We start from the raw sequence: 16,868 nt of genomic DNA, 5'->3' as shown, positions 1-16,868 counted from the left end.
CCCTTGTTTCCGCCACGACAAATTTGTTTTACCCCCCCATGGTTTCCCTTACCTGTGGCCCCGCTTCACTGTTCGACGGTCAGTCGCCGATCACTCGGCGTACGTGTCCAAGGGCGGGCACGAGCACACCAGATTGCGGTCGCCGTAGGCGCCGTCGATGCGGCGCACCGAGGGCCACACCTTGGCCCGGGCGTGCCTCACGCCCATCGGGTAGACGGCGAGTTCGCGGCTGTAGGGGTGATCCCATTCGCCCACCAGGCATTCCGCGGTGTGCGGCGCACCGCGCAGCGGGTTGTCCTCGACGGGCCAGACCCCGGCCTCGACCTGGTCGATCTCACCCTTGATGGCGATCATGGCGGTGATGAAAGCGTCCAGCTCTTCGAGGTTCTCGCTCTCGGTGGGCTCCACCATGAGGGTGCCCGCGACCGGGAAGCTCATGGTCGGGGCGTGGAAGCCGTAGTCCGCCAGGCGCTTGGCCACATCGTCGACGGTGACGCCGGTGCGCTTGGTGATCTCGCGCAGATCCAGGATGCACTCGTGGGCGACCATGCCGTTGTCGCCGGTGTAGAGCACCGGGAAGTGCGGATCCAGTTTGCGCGCAATGTAATTGGCCGAGGCGATGGCGGTCAGGGTGGCGCGGCGCAGGCCGTCGGCGCCCATCATGCGGATGTAGGCCCAGGTGATCGGCAGGATCGAGGCCGAGCCGTACATGGCCGCCGACACCGCGTGCGAACCCTTGTCGAGGGGATCGCCCGGCAGGTACTGCGCCAGGTGCTCGCGCACCGCGACCGGGCCCACGCCCGGGCCGCCGCCGCCGTGCGGGATGCAGAAGGTCTTGTGCAGGTTCAGGTGGCTGACGTCGCCGCCGAACTTGCCCGGACGGGCCAGTCCGACAAGGGCATTGAGGTTCGCGCCGTCCACGTACACCTGGCCGCCGGCCTCGTGCACCAGCCCGCACAGCTCGGCCACCTCGTGCTCGTACACGCCGTGGGTGGACGGGTAGGTGATCATGATGCAGGCCAGCCGCTCGGCGTGGTCGGCGATCTTGGCACGCAGATCGTCGAGGTCGATATCGCCGTTGGGGCGGGTCTTCACGACCTCCACCCGCATGCCCACCATGGCGGCGGAGGCGGCATTGGTGCCGTGCGCGCTGGAGGGGATCAGGCAGGTGTCCCGGTGCGAGTCACCGCGATCCAGGTGGTAGCGGCGAATGGCCAGCAGACCCGCGTACTCGCCCTGGCTACCGGCATTGGGCTGCAAGGAAACCCGGTCGTAGCCGGTGACCGCGCACAGCCAGCCCTCCAGGTCCTCGATCAGCTTGATCAGGCCCGGGGCGTCCTCGACGGGGGCGTAGGGGTGCACCCGGTTGAAGCCCGGCCAGGTGATGGACTCCATCTCCGCGGCCGCGTTCAGCTTCATGGTGCAGGAGCCGAGCGGAATCATGCTGCGGTCCAGGGCGATGTCCTTGTCCGACAGCGCGCGCAGGTAGCGCAGCATGGCGGTCTCGGTACGGTACCTGGTGAACGCGGGCGCGGTCAGGTACTCCGAGGTGCGGACCTCGATGTGCGGGCGCTGCTTGCCGTGGAAGAGCGCGCCCTCCGGGCCGACCGGGATCTCCGCGCCGAAGCAGTCCAGCACGTCGACGATGTGGGCGTCGGTGGTGACCTCGTCGCAGGCGATCGCCACATGGTCGGCATCGACCAGCCGCAGGTTGATCCCGCGCCCCTTCGCCTTGGTCACAATGGATTCCGCGCCCGCGGGCACGTGCACCAGCACGGTATCGAAGAAGGTCTGGTGAACCACCGCGTCGCCGAGTCCGGCGGCCAGCCACTGGGCGTGGCCGTGCACCCGGCGCGCGAGCGAGCGCAGCCCGTCCGCGCCGTGATACGAGGCGTACATGGCGGCCAGGATGGCCAGCAGCACCTGCGCGGTGCAGATGTTCGAGGTCGCCTTCTCGCGGCGAATGTGCTGCTCACGGGTCTGCAGGGCGAGCCGGTAGGCCAGGTTGCCGTCCGCGTCCACGGAGACGCCGACCAGGCGGCCCGGCAGCTGACGCGCGTGCGCGCTGTGCACCGCGAGGTAGCCGGCGTGCGGCCCGCCGAAGCCCAGCGGCACGCCGAAGCGCTGCGTGGTGCCGAAACAGGCGTCCGCGCCCTGCTCCCCCGGCGGCGTAATCAGCGTCAGCGCAAGCAGATCCGCGCCGACCGCCACCAGCGCGCCCCGCGCGTGCGCGGCCTCGATGACCGGCGCCCAGTCCACGATCCGGCCGGACGCGCCCGGCTGCTGCACGATCACGCCGAAGAAGTCGCCCTCGGGCAGCTCCCCGCCCGCCAGGTCGGCCTCGACGATCTCGATGCCCAGCGGCTGGGCCCGGGTGTAGAGCAGCGTCCGGGTCTGCGGGAACAGATCGGTGTCGATGAGCAGCCGCTCGGACTTGCTCTTGCGGTTGGCCCGCTGCAGCAGCGTCATGGCCTCGGCCGCCGCGGTGGCCTCGTCCAGCATGGAGGCGTTGGCGACCTCCATGGCGGTCAGGTCGGCGACCATGGTCTGGAAGTTCAGCAGCGCCTCGAGGCGGCCCTGGCTGATCTCCGGCTGGTAGGGCGTGTACGCCGTGTACCAGGCCGGATTCTCGACGAGATTGCGCAGCAGCACCGGCGGGGTGAGGGTGTCGTAGTAGCCCAGCCCGATCATGGAGGTGGCCACGGTATTCGAATTCGCCAGCGCCGCAAGCTCGGCGAGCGCCTCGTGCTCGGAGAGCGCGGCGGGCAGCGCGTTGAGCCCATTGCCCTCGGGCGCGTCCAGGATGCCGGCCGGCACGGCCCGGGTGGCGAGTTCGTCCAGCGACTCGACGCCCACCGTCTCGAGGATGCGGCCGGTCTCGCCGCTGTCGGGGCCGATGTGGCGGTCGGCGAAGGATCGAGTCCAGATCACGGCTGCTCTCCAAAAGGGGTGGGCGGGGGTCGGCCCGGCGGCCGACGTGTCGTCTGCCCTCCCCCTCTGTCCTCGATGCCTGAGAGATTCGGACCCCGGCCTTGCGGCCGTTGACCTTTCACCATGGGCGGGTGACGCGAGGTCACCACTTTCCAGAGGCGTCGAAACTCCGCACGGTCCCTGGTGCCTGAGAGATTGACGGGGAGGTGCTGCTCCTTCGGCGTCCGAGACTATCCCCGGAACTCTCCCGCACGGCTGCGACGCACTGTCAGTCTAAGCGGCGCCAGGTTACAAGAATGTTGCCTGGGCAGGTTTCAGACTGTGGCGCAGTTCGAAAGGCCTGCCCGGATACCCGAAACGCGCGCCGCAAGAAGCGACGCGCGTCCGGAAAAGGGTGCCTAGCCGGTCTTGCTCATGCGGGCCTTGCGGCGGAAGGACAGCTCGTCCTCGGGACGGTCCGAGGTGGTCGCGGTCTCGGCGCGCTCGGCCGGGAAGTTGGCGATCGCTCCGGTGAGTTCGCGCATGGCGCCGCTGACGGCGATGCCGAACACGCCCTGGCCACCCTGCAGTAAATCGACCACCTCTTCGGCGGAGGAGCACTCGTAGACGGTGGTGCCGTCGGAGAAGAGAGTGATCCCGGCGAGGTCTTCGACGCCCCGGCTGCGCAGGTGATCCACGGCGATGCGGATGTTCTGCAGCGAGATGCCGGCGTCGAGGAGCCGCTTGACGATCTTCAGGACCAGGATGTCCTTGAACGAGTACAGGCGCTGGCTGCCGGATCCGGTGGCACTGCGGATGGACGGGACGACCAGTCCGGTGCGGGCCCAGTAATCGAGCTGGCGGTAGGTGATGCCGGCCACCTGGCAAGCGCTGGGCACGCGGTAGCCGACGAGTTCGTCGGGCACCGTGTCATCGGGGAACAGCCCTGGCTGCACCACATCCTGAGGTTGCGGTTGATCTCCCACTGACTACTCCCTTACTGCTTACCTATCAGGGCTCGGGCTCTGTCAATCGACTCTGGAGCGTTGGCCTAACAATCGAGGCTACTCCCCTGATTGTCGCGGCAGAATCGGCACCGGCAAAGCTTGATCAGCCGCGTGTTTTTAACCCTAAACCTGAGGTAGAGACCCTGTTTTGTCCCGTTTGGAGATCATTACCAGGTCAGGAACTGGTCAGCTGTCCGTGGCCTTGAAATCGTCGGGAGATACCGATTCGAGAAACTCCTTGAACTTCTCGACCTCGTCCTCGCGCTCGTCCGGCATGACCAGTCCGGCCTCTTCCAGCACCGGCTCCTCGGCATAGATCGGGCAGCCCACCCGCAGCGCGATCGCCACCGAATCCGAGGGCCGCGCGGAGATGCGCAGATCGTTCTCGAAGACCAGGTCGGCGTAGAAGGTGCCCTCCTGCAGATCCACGATCCGCACCTCTTTGAGGGTGTGCCCGAGCTCCTTGATCAGAATCTTGATCAGATCGTGGGTCAGCGGGCGGATGGGCGTGACGCCCTCCTGCTCCAGCACGATCGCGGTGGCCTCGGCCTGGCCGATCCAAATGGGTAGATAGCGGTCGCCGGAGACCTCTCGGAGCAACAGCACGGGCTGATTCTGTGGTTGTTCGACACGGATGCCGATCACACGCATTTCGCTCATCGCACTGCCTCCCAAGATCCTCACCGGCCGCCCAACCCGGCTGTAATACCGAGTCTAGGCGAAGAATTCAGCCCCCGAGGGAAGCGCGCACAGAGGTCTTCACCAGGCAGGTGTGCAGAGTCAGCGACAATGCCGCCAACTCACGGACCGTCTCCTCGGCCCGGGCGCGGGCATCCGCGTCACGACTCTTGGCGATCGGCGCCGCGATCTGCGCGACCATGGCGGCCTCGCGATCGGCGGCCAGTTTGAAGGCGCGCAGATGCCTTGCCTCCAAACCGAATTCGCTCAGAGCCTGGGCGGTGCGGGCCAGCGTGACGGCGTCGCCGTCGAAATAGCCTGCGGCACCGGGGGTAATGAGGTTGGCGCGAATCAGCTCGGTCAGGAACTTCTCGTCGATGCCCGCCTGCTCGAGCAGATCCGCCCGGGTGATCCGGATTTCGTGGTCGAACCGGAGCTCCTCGGGCGATACCTCACCGGGCACGGCGGTCAGCCGCCGCAGGCGGCCGCCTCCATTGGGCGACAGACCATCTCTCGCGTCGGGCCCAGGTCTGGAATCGGGCACGGCCCCTCCCACGGCGTTCGCCCGGGCCCGGGCCTCCCGGACCCCGAGCGTCGCCGCCCCACTGTCGATCGCTTCGAGCTGTTCCTTGATCACCTTCAACGGCAGGTACTGATCCCGCTGCGCGGTCAGCACGAAGCGCAGGCGCTCGACGTCCGCCACATGAAAGCGGCGGTACCCCGAGGGCGTGCGCTCCGGGCTGATCAGGCCCTCCGACTCCAGGAATCGGATCTTGGAGATGGTGATGTCCGGAAAATCCGGACGCAGGAGATCCAGCACGGAGCCGATCGACATGCCTCCGCGCGTCCACTGCGCTGCGCCAGTCATTCCGCTCGGTCCTATAGACCCGAGTCGCTCGTCGCCGGTCGCGGTCCCGTCAGGAAGACGAGACGGAACTTGCCGATCTGGACCTCGTCACCGTTCTGCAGCTCCGAGGAATCCACCGGCTCCCGGTTGACGTAGGTGCCGTTGAGGCTGCCCACATCGACGACCTGGAAGGTGTCGTCGTCCTGGCGGAATTCCGCGTGACGCCGGCTGACGGTGACATCGTCCAGGAAGATGTCGCTGTCGGGATGGCGTCCCGCCGAGGTGGTCGGCTGGTCGAGCAGGAAGCGCGAGCCGGCGTTCGGACCACGCTTGACCACCAGCAGGGCCGCGCCCGCGGGCAGGCCCTCCACTCCCTGCACCGGCTGCTCGCCGGTCTGCTCGGTGCGCGACGTGTCGACCTCGTTCAGGAAGTCGGCACGGAACACCGAAGTGGTCTCTGCTGCCGTTTCCTGGTAACCCGGGTCCTTGTTCTCGCTCACCCTTGCTCTCCTCCTCGAACCGAATAATCCATGCAAGCAGTTGATGCCCTCAGCGATGCGGCACTCCGGCCACTCCCCGCTTCGGGTAGGTCCGGATAATCCGGACACCGGCTGCGCGCACTTCTGTTGGCATTGACCGTACCCTGCCAGGGCGTACCCGTGCAGGTAGAACTGTGAAGGCTCCTTCAGCCTCCGATAACTCCTTGATAACCTGCGGCATCGAGGAGCTTTCCGAGTGCCGCTTCGAGCGCCTCGGCGGACTCCGCCTCGACCTCGAAGAGCCACCCGTCGCCGTAGGCGTCGGAGTTGACCGTCTCGGGTTCGGCATCCAGAAGATCGTTCACCGCAACGACTTTCCCGGCCAGCGGGGCGTAGATGTCGGACACACTCTTGGTGGATTCGATCTCGGCGATGCTGTCACCGCTCGCCACGTCGGAGTCCACCGCGGGCAGCTGCACGAACACGACGTCACCCAGCTGCGACTGCGCGTAATCGGTGATACCCACCCGCACCCGGGTCGGACCCACTTTGTTCACCCACTCGTGCTCTTCGGAGTAGCGCAAATCCTCGGGTACTGCGGTCACTGGCAGTGTCCTTTCAACGGGCGTTCCTCTCGGGATCGTCGTCGATCCGTCCGCCGCACACCCTATCGGGAGTGATCATGATGTGGCACGGGCGGTATCGCTCGGGCCACGGCGACGGCTTTGCGGAGATACAGGATTCCGGTCCAGACGTAGACCGCCGTGCCCCAGATCAAGAATGCCCCACCGAAAGCGCGGCCGAAACCCGCCGCCGCCCAGTCCATCTGCCCCGCCAGCAGCCAGGGCAGCGCGGACATCAGCGCGAAGGTGGCCGCCTTGCCCAGGTAGATGACCTCGGGCGGGGGGAGGTTGCGGCGCCGGTAGATGCCGAGGGTGAGGGTCAGGATCGCGTCGCGGCCGACCAGGATCAGCACCACCCACCAGGGCAGGATGCCGCGAATCAGGAAGCCGCCCAGGGTCGCCAGCAGATAGAGGCGGTCCACCAGCGGGTCGAGGATGGCGCCCAGTTTGGACGACTGATCCAGCAGGCGGGCCAGCTTGCCGTCCAGGAAGTCGGTGATGCCGCTGAGAACCAGCAGCGTGAAGGCCCAGCCGTCGGCTTTCTCGGCGAGCAGCAGCCACAGGAAAACCGGGACGCCGATCAACCGGATCACGCTGAGCACGTTGGGCACGGTGAGGATGCGGTCGCTGTAGACCGGTTCGGCGTTCCGCTCGGTTGTCACATCCCGGTCATACCCCAATCGCTGCGCCATCTCCATCCGGGCACGCCGCCGCGCCGCCGCCGGAGCCAACCGATATGTTCGCTGTCATACTCACCCGGTGAGAGAATGACATTAGTATTTTCTCATCGTATTGGAGGGGTGCGAATTCGCGGGGCGTGCTGCGGTTCGGGCCCCAGTGGTGAAGGCTGATCGGTACAGCCCAGGGAGAGGAAAGACCATGCCCGACTTCGACTATGACGTCGTCGTTATCGGCTCCGGGTTCGGGGGGAGCGTGAGCGCGCTGCGCCTGAGCGAGAAGGGCTACCGGGTGGCCGTGCTGGAATCCGGCCGCCGCTGGAACGCCGAGGACATCCCCAGGACGAACTGGAATGTGCGCAAGTCGATCTGGGCTCCGCGGCTGGGGCTGACCGGCACCCAGCGCATCAGCATTCTGGGCAAGTGCGCGGTGTTCTCGGCGGCGGGCGTGGGCGGCGGGTCGCTGATCTATGGCAACACCCTCTACGAGCCGCTGCCGGCCTTCTACACCGACCGGCAGTGGGCCCACATCACCGACTGGCGCTCGGAGCTCGCGCCGTACTACGACCAGGCGCAGCGCATGCTGGGCGTGGCCCCGAATCCGCGCATGACCCCGGCCGACGACGTGATCCGTTCGGTCGCAGAGGATCTGGGCGTGGCCGACACCTTCCACGCCACCAATGTGGGCGTGTTCTTCAACGAGGCCGCGCCGGGCGAGGAGGTGGACGACCCGTACTTCGGCGGGGCGGGGCCGAGGCGCGCCGGCTGCATCCACTGCGCGCGCTGCTTCACCGGCTGCCCGCACAACGCCAAGAACACCACGCCCAAGAACTACCTGTACCTGGCCGAGCGGGCCGGCGCGCACGTGTTCGAACTGACCACGGCCACCAAGGTGCGGCCCATGACCGGCGGCGGCTACGCCATCGAGACACAGCGCTCGGATCGCTGGATCCGCAAGGGGCGCAAGGTGTTCACCGCCGAGCAGGTGGTGTTCGCGGCGGCCGCGCTGGGCACCCAGAAGCTGCTGCACAAGATGCGGGACGAGGGTGTGCTGCCGAACCTGTCGCCGCGGCTGGGCGAGCTGACCCGCTCCAACTCCGAGGCCATCCTGAACGTGGTGAGCAAGGCGCGCGACGACTTCGCCGAGGGCATCGCCATCACCTCCTCGATCCATCCCGAGCCCGACACCCATGTCGAGGTGTGCCACTACGGCAAGGGCCAGAACGGCCTGTTCCCGCTGTCGGTGCCGCTGGTGGACGGCGGCGCGTTCCGGTTCCTGCGCTTCCTGCTGGCCATGCTGCTGCACCCGGTGGTGTTCGCGCGCAGTCTCAATGCCCGGCGGGCGTCGGAGAAGTCGGTCATCCTGCTGGTCATGCAGTCGCTGGACAACTCGCTGACCTCGTTCCGGCGCTGGGGGCAGCTGAAGACCAAACAGGGCATGGGCAAGCCGAATCCGACCTGGATCCCGCTCGCGCACGATGTCGGCCGCCGCTTCGGGGCGAAGGTCGACGGCGACGTGCAGATGCTGGCCATGGACGTGTTCAACATCCCGGCCACCGCCCACTACATCGGCGGCTGCGTCATCGGGGAGGGCCCGGAAAGCGGTGTGGTGGACCCCTATCAGCGCGTGTACGGCCATCCGGGTCTGCATGTCGCCGACGGCTCGGCGGTGACGGCGAACCTGGGCGTGAACCCGTCGCTGACCATCACCGCCCAGGCCGAGCGCGCAATGGCGTTCTGGCCCAACCGAAACGAGGCCGATCCGCGGCCCGAGCTGGGCGCCGCGTATCGTCGGATCCGCCCCGTCGCGCCCAAGCACGCGGTGGTGCCGGACTTCGCGCCCGGCGCGTTGCGACTGCCCCTGTTCCCGAACGATCACGAGCTCTCCGCGAACTGAGCGCGGCGGCGTGCCCGGCGGTAATTTGGGGTGTTGTGCCCGTACCATTTCCCGGTATCGATTCGACGAGGAAGGTGAGAGCCGATGCTCGTCCGAGTGCAGAACACCGCCGGCAGCCACGCCGAGAAGGTGCTCATCGATTGGCTGCGAACCTGGAAGGGCAGCACCGATCCCAAGGGCGTCGCCACCGTCAATTGCAGTCTGTTCCACGGCGATAAGCTGCATCCGTTCGACGCGGTGGTGTGGACGCCGACCAGCTGTGTGGTGATCGAGGCCGAGACGCTGTCGGAGCGCATGGACGGCGAGCTCGAGGTTCCGGTCAACGGCCCCTGGCGGGTCGGCGACCGGATCATCACCTTCGAGGGCGGCGACAAGCGCAGTCCGCTGGACAAGTCCCGCGATCACACCTTCGCACTGCAGAACTGGCTGGCCGAACGGGGACTCGGGCAGCGCGTCATCCACGGCATCGTGCTGGTGGTGCCGGCGCCCGGTTCGAATCTGCGGGTCACCCAGCTGTGGAACGATCCCAGCTTCCAGGTGCTGCTGGGCGACGAGCGGCGGCTGCGCGACCACTTCACCAGCCTGCTCTCGCGGGGGCGGCCGCAGTGGTCGGCCAATGACGTGGCCTGGGCGTTCCGCGGTCTGGGCATCCTGCCGTATCTGCCCGCGCCGCAGGATCTGCTGAACGAGGGCTTCCTGGGCCCGGTGGATCCGACGCTGTGGCACGGCGGTCCGCAGCAGGCCCAGGCCGAGGCCTTCGCCGAGGAGCAGGCGCGGCTGGAGCGCGAGCACGCGTCGGCACGCGGTCTGAACATCCCCGAGCCGTGGTTCAGCCCGCGCAAGCTCTACCCGCGCCGCAGCGACCGGATCGAGGTGACCCGCGGGCTCATGCGGGTGATGCTGACGCTCGGCTTCCTGGTGGCTGTGCTGTGGGTGGTGTGGTTCATCATCGCGGGGGCGGCGTCGTATTAGACAGCGCGGCAACCGGTGTAGCCGTGAAGTAGCGGAACGGTAGGTAGAGGGCGGTCACGAGCGCGACAGCGGCCGCTGTTCCGCCCAGGACATCGGTCGGATGGTGGTATCCGAAGCCGACCATGCCGATCATGACGGCCGGCAGCACCACCACCATGACGATCACCGTGCCGGTCCGCACGCGGGCGGATTCGGCCACCAGCGCGAAGGCGGTGACGACCGCGACCAGCTGGACGGTGTGCCCGCTGGGGTAGGCGAGATAGTGGTCGAGCCTGCGGTCCCAGAACGGTTTGAGCGCAAAGGTATTGACGGCCACCACCAGCTCGGGGGCCACCAGGGCGAATCCGGCCTGCCACCATTGGCGGCGGTAGGCGAACCATGCCGCAAAGGCGCACAGCAGTGGCAGGACCACATAACTGTTACTGGGAAACACCAGGACTCGATACACCCACGTGTGCGCGTCCAGCCCCGAGTGGATATCGCGCTCCAGCACCAGATCCGCGCTCGTCGACCCGCCGCCCGCCGGAAACGACAGCGGCACAAGCACAGTGACGATGACCCCCGCCAGCACGATGGCGGGCAGAGCGGCACGGCGTATCCGGTGATCCGGCGGGATAGGGGCGGGCGCGGTCGATCGAGTCACGGCTGCACGATACCGACGGCCCGCCCGTGCCTCAGGATCGGCGCTCGACCAGCACGCGCCGCAGCAGCCCGTCGCGCGGCCCGATCGCATGCCACAACACCGCGACGCCCTTGGCATGGTCGCGCGTCGCGGACGGTGGTGATGATCAGCCCGACCGTGCCGTCGCGGCTGCGGAGCCACGGCTCGGCATGGGTTCGGGCCAGGGCGAGACGGCCTTGGCGAGGCGGGTCGTGTGTGGAATCTCTCAATGATGCACGGAGGCACTAGGATTCAGCTGCGACGGCGACCGGGGTCAGCCGAGCATGGCGGCGCGCAGGATGCCCTCCGGCACGCCGAGTCCCTCGATCAGGGTGAGCGCCTGCGGCCGAAGCCGATCGACGAGTTCGTTGACACCGCGGCGCACCGCCTTGGCCCGCTCCACGGACATGAACCGGTGCATGATGTACCAGGCCTGGTTCTGCTCGATGGTCCAGTAGACGTAGAGGTCGCAGACGGAATCGGCGAGGGCGCGCGCGTCCGGGTCCTCGATCTCCGCGATGCCGTCGATGAAGGCCTCCAGCACCAACCGCTCGATGTGCGCGGTGCCGGCGGCGAGGATGTGGTCCTGGGCATTGTTGAACGCCTCGAAGGGCCCGGTCTCCTTGGCGCGGGCCTGGAGCCGGTGCGCGGCGGTGCGGACCATGTAGTCCTCGCGATCGGCGAACAGCTGCAACTGGACCGACCGCCGGGACAGGTCGGCCTCGTCGACGGATTCGTCGCCGCGGTCGCGCAGACGCTGGATCATCTGCCGCACACCGGATCGCTCGCGCACCACATCGCGCGCCATGGTGGCCGCGAAGCGCACCCAGCCGAGGGCGTCGAGGTCGCGCACCTCATCGGCGTAGGCAGTCAGCAAGTCCTTGGCCACCAGCTGGGTCAGGACCACGTTGTCACCTTCGAAGGTCGTGAACACATCGGTGTCGGCCTTGAGGGTGACCAGGCGGTTCTCGGTGAGATAGCCTGCGCCGCCGCAGGCTTCGCGGCATTCCTGGATCGCCTGGGTGGCGTGGCGGGTCTGGGCGACCTTGAGTCCGGCGGCGCGGTTCTCCAGGGCGCGCTGGGCGCGCGGGTCGGTGGTCTGGCCGGTCTGCACCAGGTGCATGCGGTGCACGAGATCGTTCTGCGCGAAAGCCAGTGCGTAGGAACGCGCTACGAGCGGCAGCAAACGGCGCTGATGGCTGCGGTAGTCCAGCAGCGCCGTCTCCTCGCCGGTGTCGGGGTCGGCGAACTGGCGGCGCTGCTCGGCGTAGCGGACGGCGATGCCGAGCGCGACCCGCGTGGCCGCCGAGGCCGCGCCGCCGACACTGATCCGGCCGCGCACAAGGGTGCCGAGGGTGGTGAAGAAGCGGCGGCTGGGGTTCTCGATCTCGGAGCTGTAGGTGCCGTCCGGTGCGACGTCGGCATAGCGGTTGAGCAGGTTCTCCCGCGGAATCCGCACCTGGTCGAACAGGATTCGGCCGTTGTCGACGCCCGGCAGGCCGCCCTTGAGACCACAGTCGGAGGTGGTCACCCCGGGCAGGTCGCTGCCCGCCTCGTCGCGGATGGGCACCAGGAAGCAGTGCACGCCCTGGCTCTCGCCACCGGTGATCAGCTGCGCGAAAACCGCTGCCATGCGGGCGTGTTCGGCCGCGCCGCCGATGTAGTCCTTGCGGGCCGAGGCGGTCGGGCTGTGGACCACGAACTCCCGGGTCGCCGGATCGTAGGTGGCGGTGGTCTCCAGGTTGGCGACATCGCTGCCGTGCCCGGTCTCGGTCATGGCGAAGCAGCCGAGCAGGCGCAGCGGAATCAGTTCGTCGATGTACTCGCGGTGGCGCTCGGTGCCCAGATTTTCGACCGCACCGCCGAAAAGACCCCACTGCACACCGCTTTTCACCCACAGCGACAGGTCGGTGTAGGCCAGCATCTCCAGCGCGGTGACCACCGCGCCCGGGTCACCCGGGCTGCCGTCCGGGTGCCGGAAGCCGCCCTCGACCCAGCCGAAGGAGGCGACCAGTTGCATCTGGTCCAGCACGCGCGCCCGCGCCGCCTTGATGTCGAGGGCGGGGTCACCGTAGAGGCGATCGTCGTCGAGGATGCCCCGCGCTCGTTCGCGCACGTCACGCCAGGGGCCGTCGAGTGCCGCGCGTAGCTCTTCCGAAATCGAAACGCCGCTCGTCGCCATACTCGAAAACACTACTGCCATCGAACTGCTCAACCTGGTGATCTCCCGCACCCGTGTACGTTTCTGTATGTGAGCACCGATGTGGCTATCGAGGCGGAGGCGCCTTCCGGGCTACGCGCCCGGTGGCGCCGGATGCTGACCGGCGCGGTGGGCCGCTTGGTCGCGGAACGCCGCGCGACCGTCGACGCGGTGGTCGAAGCGCCCGCTCCGGTCCAGCCGATCGACGTCACCGACGACGCGACGGTCACCGAGGTGATGGATCTGGCCGAGCGGGTGGGCGAGGTGGTGCTGGCGTCCGGGACCGCGGTCATGGACACCACGACGCAGATCGAATTCATCGCCTCCACCTACGGGCTGTCCAAATGCGATATCGACGTCACCTACAACTCGATTCGTATCTCCGCCGACCGGGGACCGCGGCTGCCGCCGTACAGCACCATGCGCGTCGTGCATTACCGGTCGCTCGACTTCACCCGCCTCGCGGCCGCCGATCGGCTGACCCGCCGCATCCGCCGGGAACTGGTCCCGCCGCAGGAGGCGCTCGCGGCACTGGACGAGATCACGTCCGCGCCGCACCCGTACCCGCGGTGGCTCGCGACGGTCGGCTGGGCGGTCATGGCCGCGGCGGTGGCGCTGCTGCTCAATGGCGGCCTGCTCATCGCCCTGCTGAGCTTCGCCGCCACCACCATGATCGATCGCACCAACCGGATCCTGAATCGGCGCGGTCTGCCGTTCTTCTTCCAGCACATGGTGGGCGGCATCATCGCCACCGTGCCCGCGGTCCTGGTCTCCACCTTCGCCGAGAGCCTGCATCTGGACCCTTCGCTCATCATCGCCGCCGGAATCACGGTGCTGCTGGCCGGTTTACAGCTGGTCGGCGCGGTCGAGGACGCCATTACCGGCGCGCCGATCACCGCGTCGGCGCGCATGCTGGAAGTGATCATGATGACCGGCGGCATCATCGCCGGTATCGCGTTCACGCTGCGGGTGGCGGAGGTGTTCGGGGCGACGGTTCCGATCGCCGACATGACCTCGACCCGCGACCTGACCAACCTGCCCCTGAAGCTGTTCGCGGGCGCGCTCACCTCGGCGGCCTTCGCGCTCGCCTGCTATGCGGAGCGGCGCGCCGTCGCGGCGGCGGCGGTCAGCGGTGCGGCGGCCACGATCGTCTATCTGCTGGTCCAGCACTTCGGATTCGGCCCGATCGTGTCGTCGGGTGTGGCGGCCACGGTGGTGGGTCTGGCCGGTGGTCTGGTGGCGCGCCGCGCCCTGACTCCCCCGTTGGTGGTGGCGGTCGCGGGCATCACTCCCCTGCTCCCCGGTCTGCGCGTCTATCGCGGTCTCTACGCGTTGCTCAATGACGAATTGATCGTCGGGCTCAACCAATTGTTCAGTGCGTTCGCGGTCGGCCTGGCGCTGGCGGCCGGTGTGACCCTGGGTGAGTGGATCGCCCGCGATCTGCGCCGGCCCCGGATCGTGAAGCGCATGGGCTCGCTGCGCCGGCCACGGCTCAGCTCCGGGTGATCACAGCGCTCCGGGTGATCACAGCCCGGCGATCCGGCACGGCTTTTTCACCACGATCCATACTTGTTTTCTATCGCTAAATCACGTTCCGGAATTCACTTATTATATTCTGATACAACGATTTTCACTCCTCGTGATCTTGACTGCTACCGTGCAGTATGACCACGAGAAGCCCGCGTGACCGCGATGTCTTCGCGCTATGGGGAAAACTCGTAGCCAACCACCGTTTTCTCGTTCTGGGCATCGTGGCGGCCGCTCTGCTCGGTCTCGGCGGTTACGCCTGGGGCTTCGAGAGCCGGCTCAGCGCGGGCGGTCTGGACGATCCGAACTCGGAGTCCGCGCAGGCCGCGGTGCTGGCCGCCAATGCGTTCGGGCCGAACCACGCCGCCGATGTGATCGTGCTCTATCAGGCGCCCGACGGGAAAACCGTCGACGATCCGGACGTGAGCCAGCCGATCGTGGACAGCCTCAACGGGCTCGCCCAGCGCTTTCCGAACGACATCGCCGGCGTGTACGCCACGTATTGGCCCGAGGTCTCCGCCACCCGTGGTTCCTCCGCGGCCTTCGCCACCAAGGACCGGACCCGCGCGGTCGCCTCCGTCGCGCTGAAGGACAATGCCGCCACGACCGTGAAGGACGCGTTCTCGATTCCGGGTATCAAGGTGTACGTCGGTGGCCTGCAACCGGTCTCGACCGCCCTGACCGACACCATTTCGGCCGATACCCATCGCATGGAACTGCTGGCCATTCCGGCGGTCGCGGTGTTGTTGTTCTTCATCTTCGGCGGCGTGGTCGCCGCGGCGCTGCCGCTCCTGATGGGTGTGCTGACGATTCTGGGCGCGAACGGCATCGTCCGGGCGATCACCAATGTGACCGAGGTGAATTCCTTCGTGGCGCCGGTCGTTTCGATGATCGGCCTGGGCCTGGCCATCGACTACGCATTGTTCATCGTGAGCCGGTTCCGCGAGGAGGTGGCCGCCGGATACGACACGCCCGCCGCAGTCCGGCGTGCGGTGATGACCGCGGGCCGCACGGTGTTGTTCTCGGCCACCATGATCGTCGCCAGCCTGGGTGGCATGCTGTTGTTCCCGCAGGGTTTCCTCAAGTCCATCGCGTACGGCGCGATCGCCACCGTCACCCTCGCGGCGCTGACGGCCGTCACGATTCTGCCCGCCATGCTGGCGATCCTCGGGCCATGGGTGAATGCCCTGGGCATCAAGCGATTCCGCCGTACCGATTCGGCGCAGGAGGTGGAGGAGGGCTTCTGGGGCCGGTCCACCAGCTGGGTGATGCGGCATCCCCGCGAGATCACCGCGGTCCTGATCCTCGGATTGCTGGTGCTGATCGTGCCGGTCCGCAATATCGCCTTCGGCGGCTTCAGTGAGAAATATCTGCCGCCGGACAATACGACTCGTGTCGCCCAGCAGCAGATCGACACCTATTTCCCGCTCCGCAAGCCCGACCCGATCGAGTTGCTCATCACCGCCGGTGACAGCACCGAGGTCGGCCCCTTCATCGAACAGGCGAGCCGCGCTCCCGGGCTGGTCACCACCGGGCTCTCGACCGGTTTCGAGATTCCGACCCGCTCCCAGACACAGCCGAACGTCTATCGCACCCAGGCCTATCTGATCGATTCCACCAAGTACGACAAGACCATCGACTATCTGCGGGCACTGCCGGTCCCCGACGATATGACCGTCCTGGTCGGCGGCGTGCCGACGGTTCAGCACGACGCCATCGCCGCGCTGCTGAAACGGCTGCCCCTGATGATCCTGCTGGTGCTGGCCATGACCACGCTGCTGATGTTCCTCACCTTCGGATCCCTGGTCCTCCCGCTGAAGGCCGCCTTCATGAGCGTGCTCGGCCTGGGATCCACGCTCGGCATCCTGACCTGGATCTTCACCGAGGGTCACGGCGCGACCCTGTTGAACTTCACCCCCCAGCCGATTCAGGCGAACATCCTGTTCCTGATCATCGCCATCATCTACGGCCTCTCCACCGACTACGAGGTTTTCCTGGTGTCCCGCATGGTCGAAGCCCGCGCGCGCGGCGCGACCACCGAGGAGGCCATCCGCTCCGGCACCGCCCAGACCGGCCGCATCATCACCGCCGCCGCCCTGATCCTGCTGGTGGTCACCGGCGCCTTCGCCTTCTCCGACCTGGTCCTCATGCAGTACATCGCCTACGGCATGATCGCCGCCCTGGTCATCGACGCCACCGTCCTGCGCATGCTCCTGGTCCCCGCCGCCATGAAGCTGCTGGGCGACCGCGTCTGGTGGGCGCCGGCCTGGATGAAGCGCATCCAGCAACGCATCGGCCTGAGCGAACCCGTCCTGCGCGACGAACCCGCCCACCTGCGCCGCGCCGAATTGGCCGACGCCCGAAGCTGATTCGCCCCAGGAACCGACACC

At 67.5% G+C, this 16,868-nt stretch carries 13 protein-coding genes and 1 riboswitch; of the genes, 4 read left to right on the top strand and 9 right to left on the bottom strand.

What is annotated here, in order from left to right:
* Positions 1–90: 90 nt before the first annotated feature.
* The 7 genes from gcvP to ABZV44_RS43445 form a co-directional block, all read right to left on the bottom strand.
* Positions 91–2,931, bottom strand: coding sequence for an aminomethyl-transferring glycine dehydrogenase (gcvP, locus tag ABZV44_RS43475; RefSeq protein ID WP_354850589.1), 2,841 nt, complete (start codon positions 2,929–2,931; stop codon positions 91–93).
* Positions 2,932–3,095: 164 nt separating this feature from the next.
* Positions 3,096–3,191: riboswitch (glycine riboswitch) on the bottom strand.
* A 138-nt stretch (positions 3,192–3,329) separates the two neighbouring features.
* Positions 3,330–3,896 (bottom strand): MerR family transcriptional regulator, encoded by a 567-nt coding sequence (locus tag ABZV44_RS43470; protein WP_354850586.1) that lies wholly within the window; start codon positions 3,894–3,896, stop codon positions 3,330–3,332.
* A 207-nt stretch (positions 3,897–4,103) separates the two neighbouring features.
* The gene (locus ABZV44_RS43465; protein WP_040807814.1) at positions 4,104–4,577 is read right to left on the bottom strand and encodes a bifunctional nuclease family protein; all 474 of its coding nucleotides are present in this window, start codon (positions 4,575–4,577) and stop codon (positions 4,104–4,106) included.
* A 67-nt stretch (positions 4,578–4,644) separates the two neighbouring features.
* Positions 4,645–5,430, bottom strand: coding sequence for a MerR family transcriptional regulator (locus tag ABZV44_RS43460; protein ID WP_354850583.1), 786 nt, complete (start codon positions 5,428–5,430; stop codon positions 4,645–4,647).
* A 44-nt stretch (positions 5,431–5,474) separates the two neighbouring features.
* The gene (gene garA, locus ABZV44_RS43455; protein ID WP_354850581.1) at positions 5,475–5,942 is read right to left on the bottom strand and encodes a glycogen accumulation regulator GarA; all 468 of its coding nucleotides are present in this window, start codon (positions 5,940–5,942) and stop codon (positions 5,475–5,477) included.
* Positions 5,943–6,127: 185 nt separating this feature from the next.
* A complete protein-coding gene (gene gcvH / locus ABZV44_RS43450; RefSeq protein WP_354850578.1) occupies positions 6,128–6,526 on the bottom strand; it encodes a glycine cleavage system protein GcvH in 399 nt (132 codons plus the stop codon).
* Between the two features lie 62 nt (positions 6,527–6,588).
* Positions 6,589–7,206 carry a CDP-alcohol phosphatidyltransferase family protein gene (locus tag ABZV44_RS43445; protein ID WP_354850575.1) on the bottom strand — a complete coding sequence of 206 codons (618 nt, stop codon included), beginning with the start codon at positions 7,204–7,206 and terminating at the stop codon, positions 6,589–6,591.
* Positions 7,207–7,423: 217 nt separating this feature from the next.
* Here ABZV44_RS43445 and ABZV44_RS43440 point away from each other — a divergent pair, with 217 nt between their 5' ends.
* Both ABZV44_RS43440 and ABZV44_RS43435 read left to right on the top strand, forming a co-directional pair.
* A complete protein-coding gene (locus tag ABZV44_RS43440) occupies positions 7,424–9,118 on the top strand; it encodes a GMC family oxidoreductase (protein WP_354850572.1) in 1,695 nt (564 codons plus the stop codon).
* 84 nt (positions 9,119–9,202) lie between these two features.
* Positions 9,203–10,090 carry a nuclease-related domain-containing protein gene (locus tag ABZV44_RS43435; RefSeq protein ID WP_354850569.1) on the top strand — a complete coding sequence of 296 codons (888 nt, stop codon included), beginning with the start codon at positions 9,203–9,205 and terminating at the stop codon, positions 10,088–10,090.
* Here ABZV44_RS43435 and ABZV44_RS43430 read toward each other — a convergent pair.
* Positions 10,065–10,733: a phosphatase PAP2 family protein gene (locus ABZV44_RS43430; protein ID WP_354850566.1), complete on the bottom strand. Its 669-nt coding sequence runs from the start codon at positions 10,731–10,733 to the stop codon at positions 10,065–10,067. The two genes, ABZV44_RS43435 and ABZV44_RS43430, sit on opposite strands and share 26 nt — an antisense overlap.
* 292 nt (positions 10,734–11,025) lie before the next feature.
* Positions 11,026–12,933 carry an acyl-CoA dehydrogenase gene (locus tag ABZV44_RS43425; protein WP_354850563.1) on the bottom strand — a complete coding sequence of 636 codons (1,908 nt, stop codon included), beginning with the start codon at positions 12,931–12,933 and terminating at the stop codon, positions 11,026–11,028.
* 132 nt (positions 12,934–13,065) lie between these two features.
* Here ABZV44_RS43425 and ABZV44_RS43420 point away from each other — a divergent pair, with 132 nt between their 5' ends.
* Both ABZV44_RS43420 and ABZV44_RS43415 read left to right on the top strand, forming a co-directional pair.
* Complete coding sequence (locus ABZV44_RS43420) at positions 13,066–14,457, top strand: threonine/serine exporter family protein (RefSeq protein WP_354850598.1); 1,392 nt, start codon at positions 13,066–13,068, stop codon at positions 14,455–14,457.
* 158 nt (positions 14,458–14,615) lie between these two features.
* Positions 14,616–16,847, top strand: a complete 2,232-nt coding sequence (locus ABZV44_RS43415) for an MMPL family transporter (RefSeq protein ID WP_354850560.1) — start codon at positions 14,616–14,618, stop codon at positions 16,845–16,847.
* Positions 16,848–16,868: the final 21 nt, after the last annotated feature.

Origin of the sequence: Nocardia sp. NPDC004860 (genome assembly GCF_040609015.1) — a bacterium.
Taxonomy (GTDB): Bacteria; Actinomycetota; Actinomycetes; order Mycobacteriales; family Mycobacteriaceae; genus Nocardia.
This window is presented reverse-complemented; position numbering and strand designations above follow the sequence as displayed.

Bases quoted from the DNA above. Each gene is read 5' to 3' on its own strand.
- ABZV44_RS43465 (WP_040807814.1), bottom strand. From the start codon at position 4,577: ATGAGCGAAATGCGTGTGATCGGCATCCGTGTCGAACAACCACAGAAT.
- ABZV44_RS43460 (WP_354850583.1), bottom strand. From the start codon at position 5,430: ATGTCGATCGGCTCCGTGCTGGATCTCCTGCGTCCGGATTTTCCGGAC.
- ABZV44_RS43440 (WP_354850572.1), top strand. From the start codon at position 7,424: ATGCCCGACTTCGACTATGACGTCGTCGTTATCGGCTCCGGGTTCGGG.
- ABZV44_RS43435 (WP_354850569.1), top strand. From the start codon at position 9,203: ATGCTCGTCCGAGTGCAGAACACCGCCGGCAGCCACGCCGAGAAGGTG.
- ABZV44_RS43425 (WP_354850563.1), bottom strand. From the start codon at position 12,933: ATGGCGACGAGCGGCGTTTCGATTTCGGAAGAGCTACGCGCGGCACTC.
- ABZV44_RS43420 (WP_354850598.1), top strand. From the start codon at position 13,066: ATGCTGACCGGCGCGGTGGGCCGCTTGGTCGCGGAACGCCGCGCGACC.
- ABZV44_RS43415 (WP_354850560.1), top strand. From the start codon at position 14,616: ATGACCACGAGAAGCCCGCGTGACCGCGATGTCTTCGCGCTATGGGGA.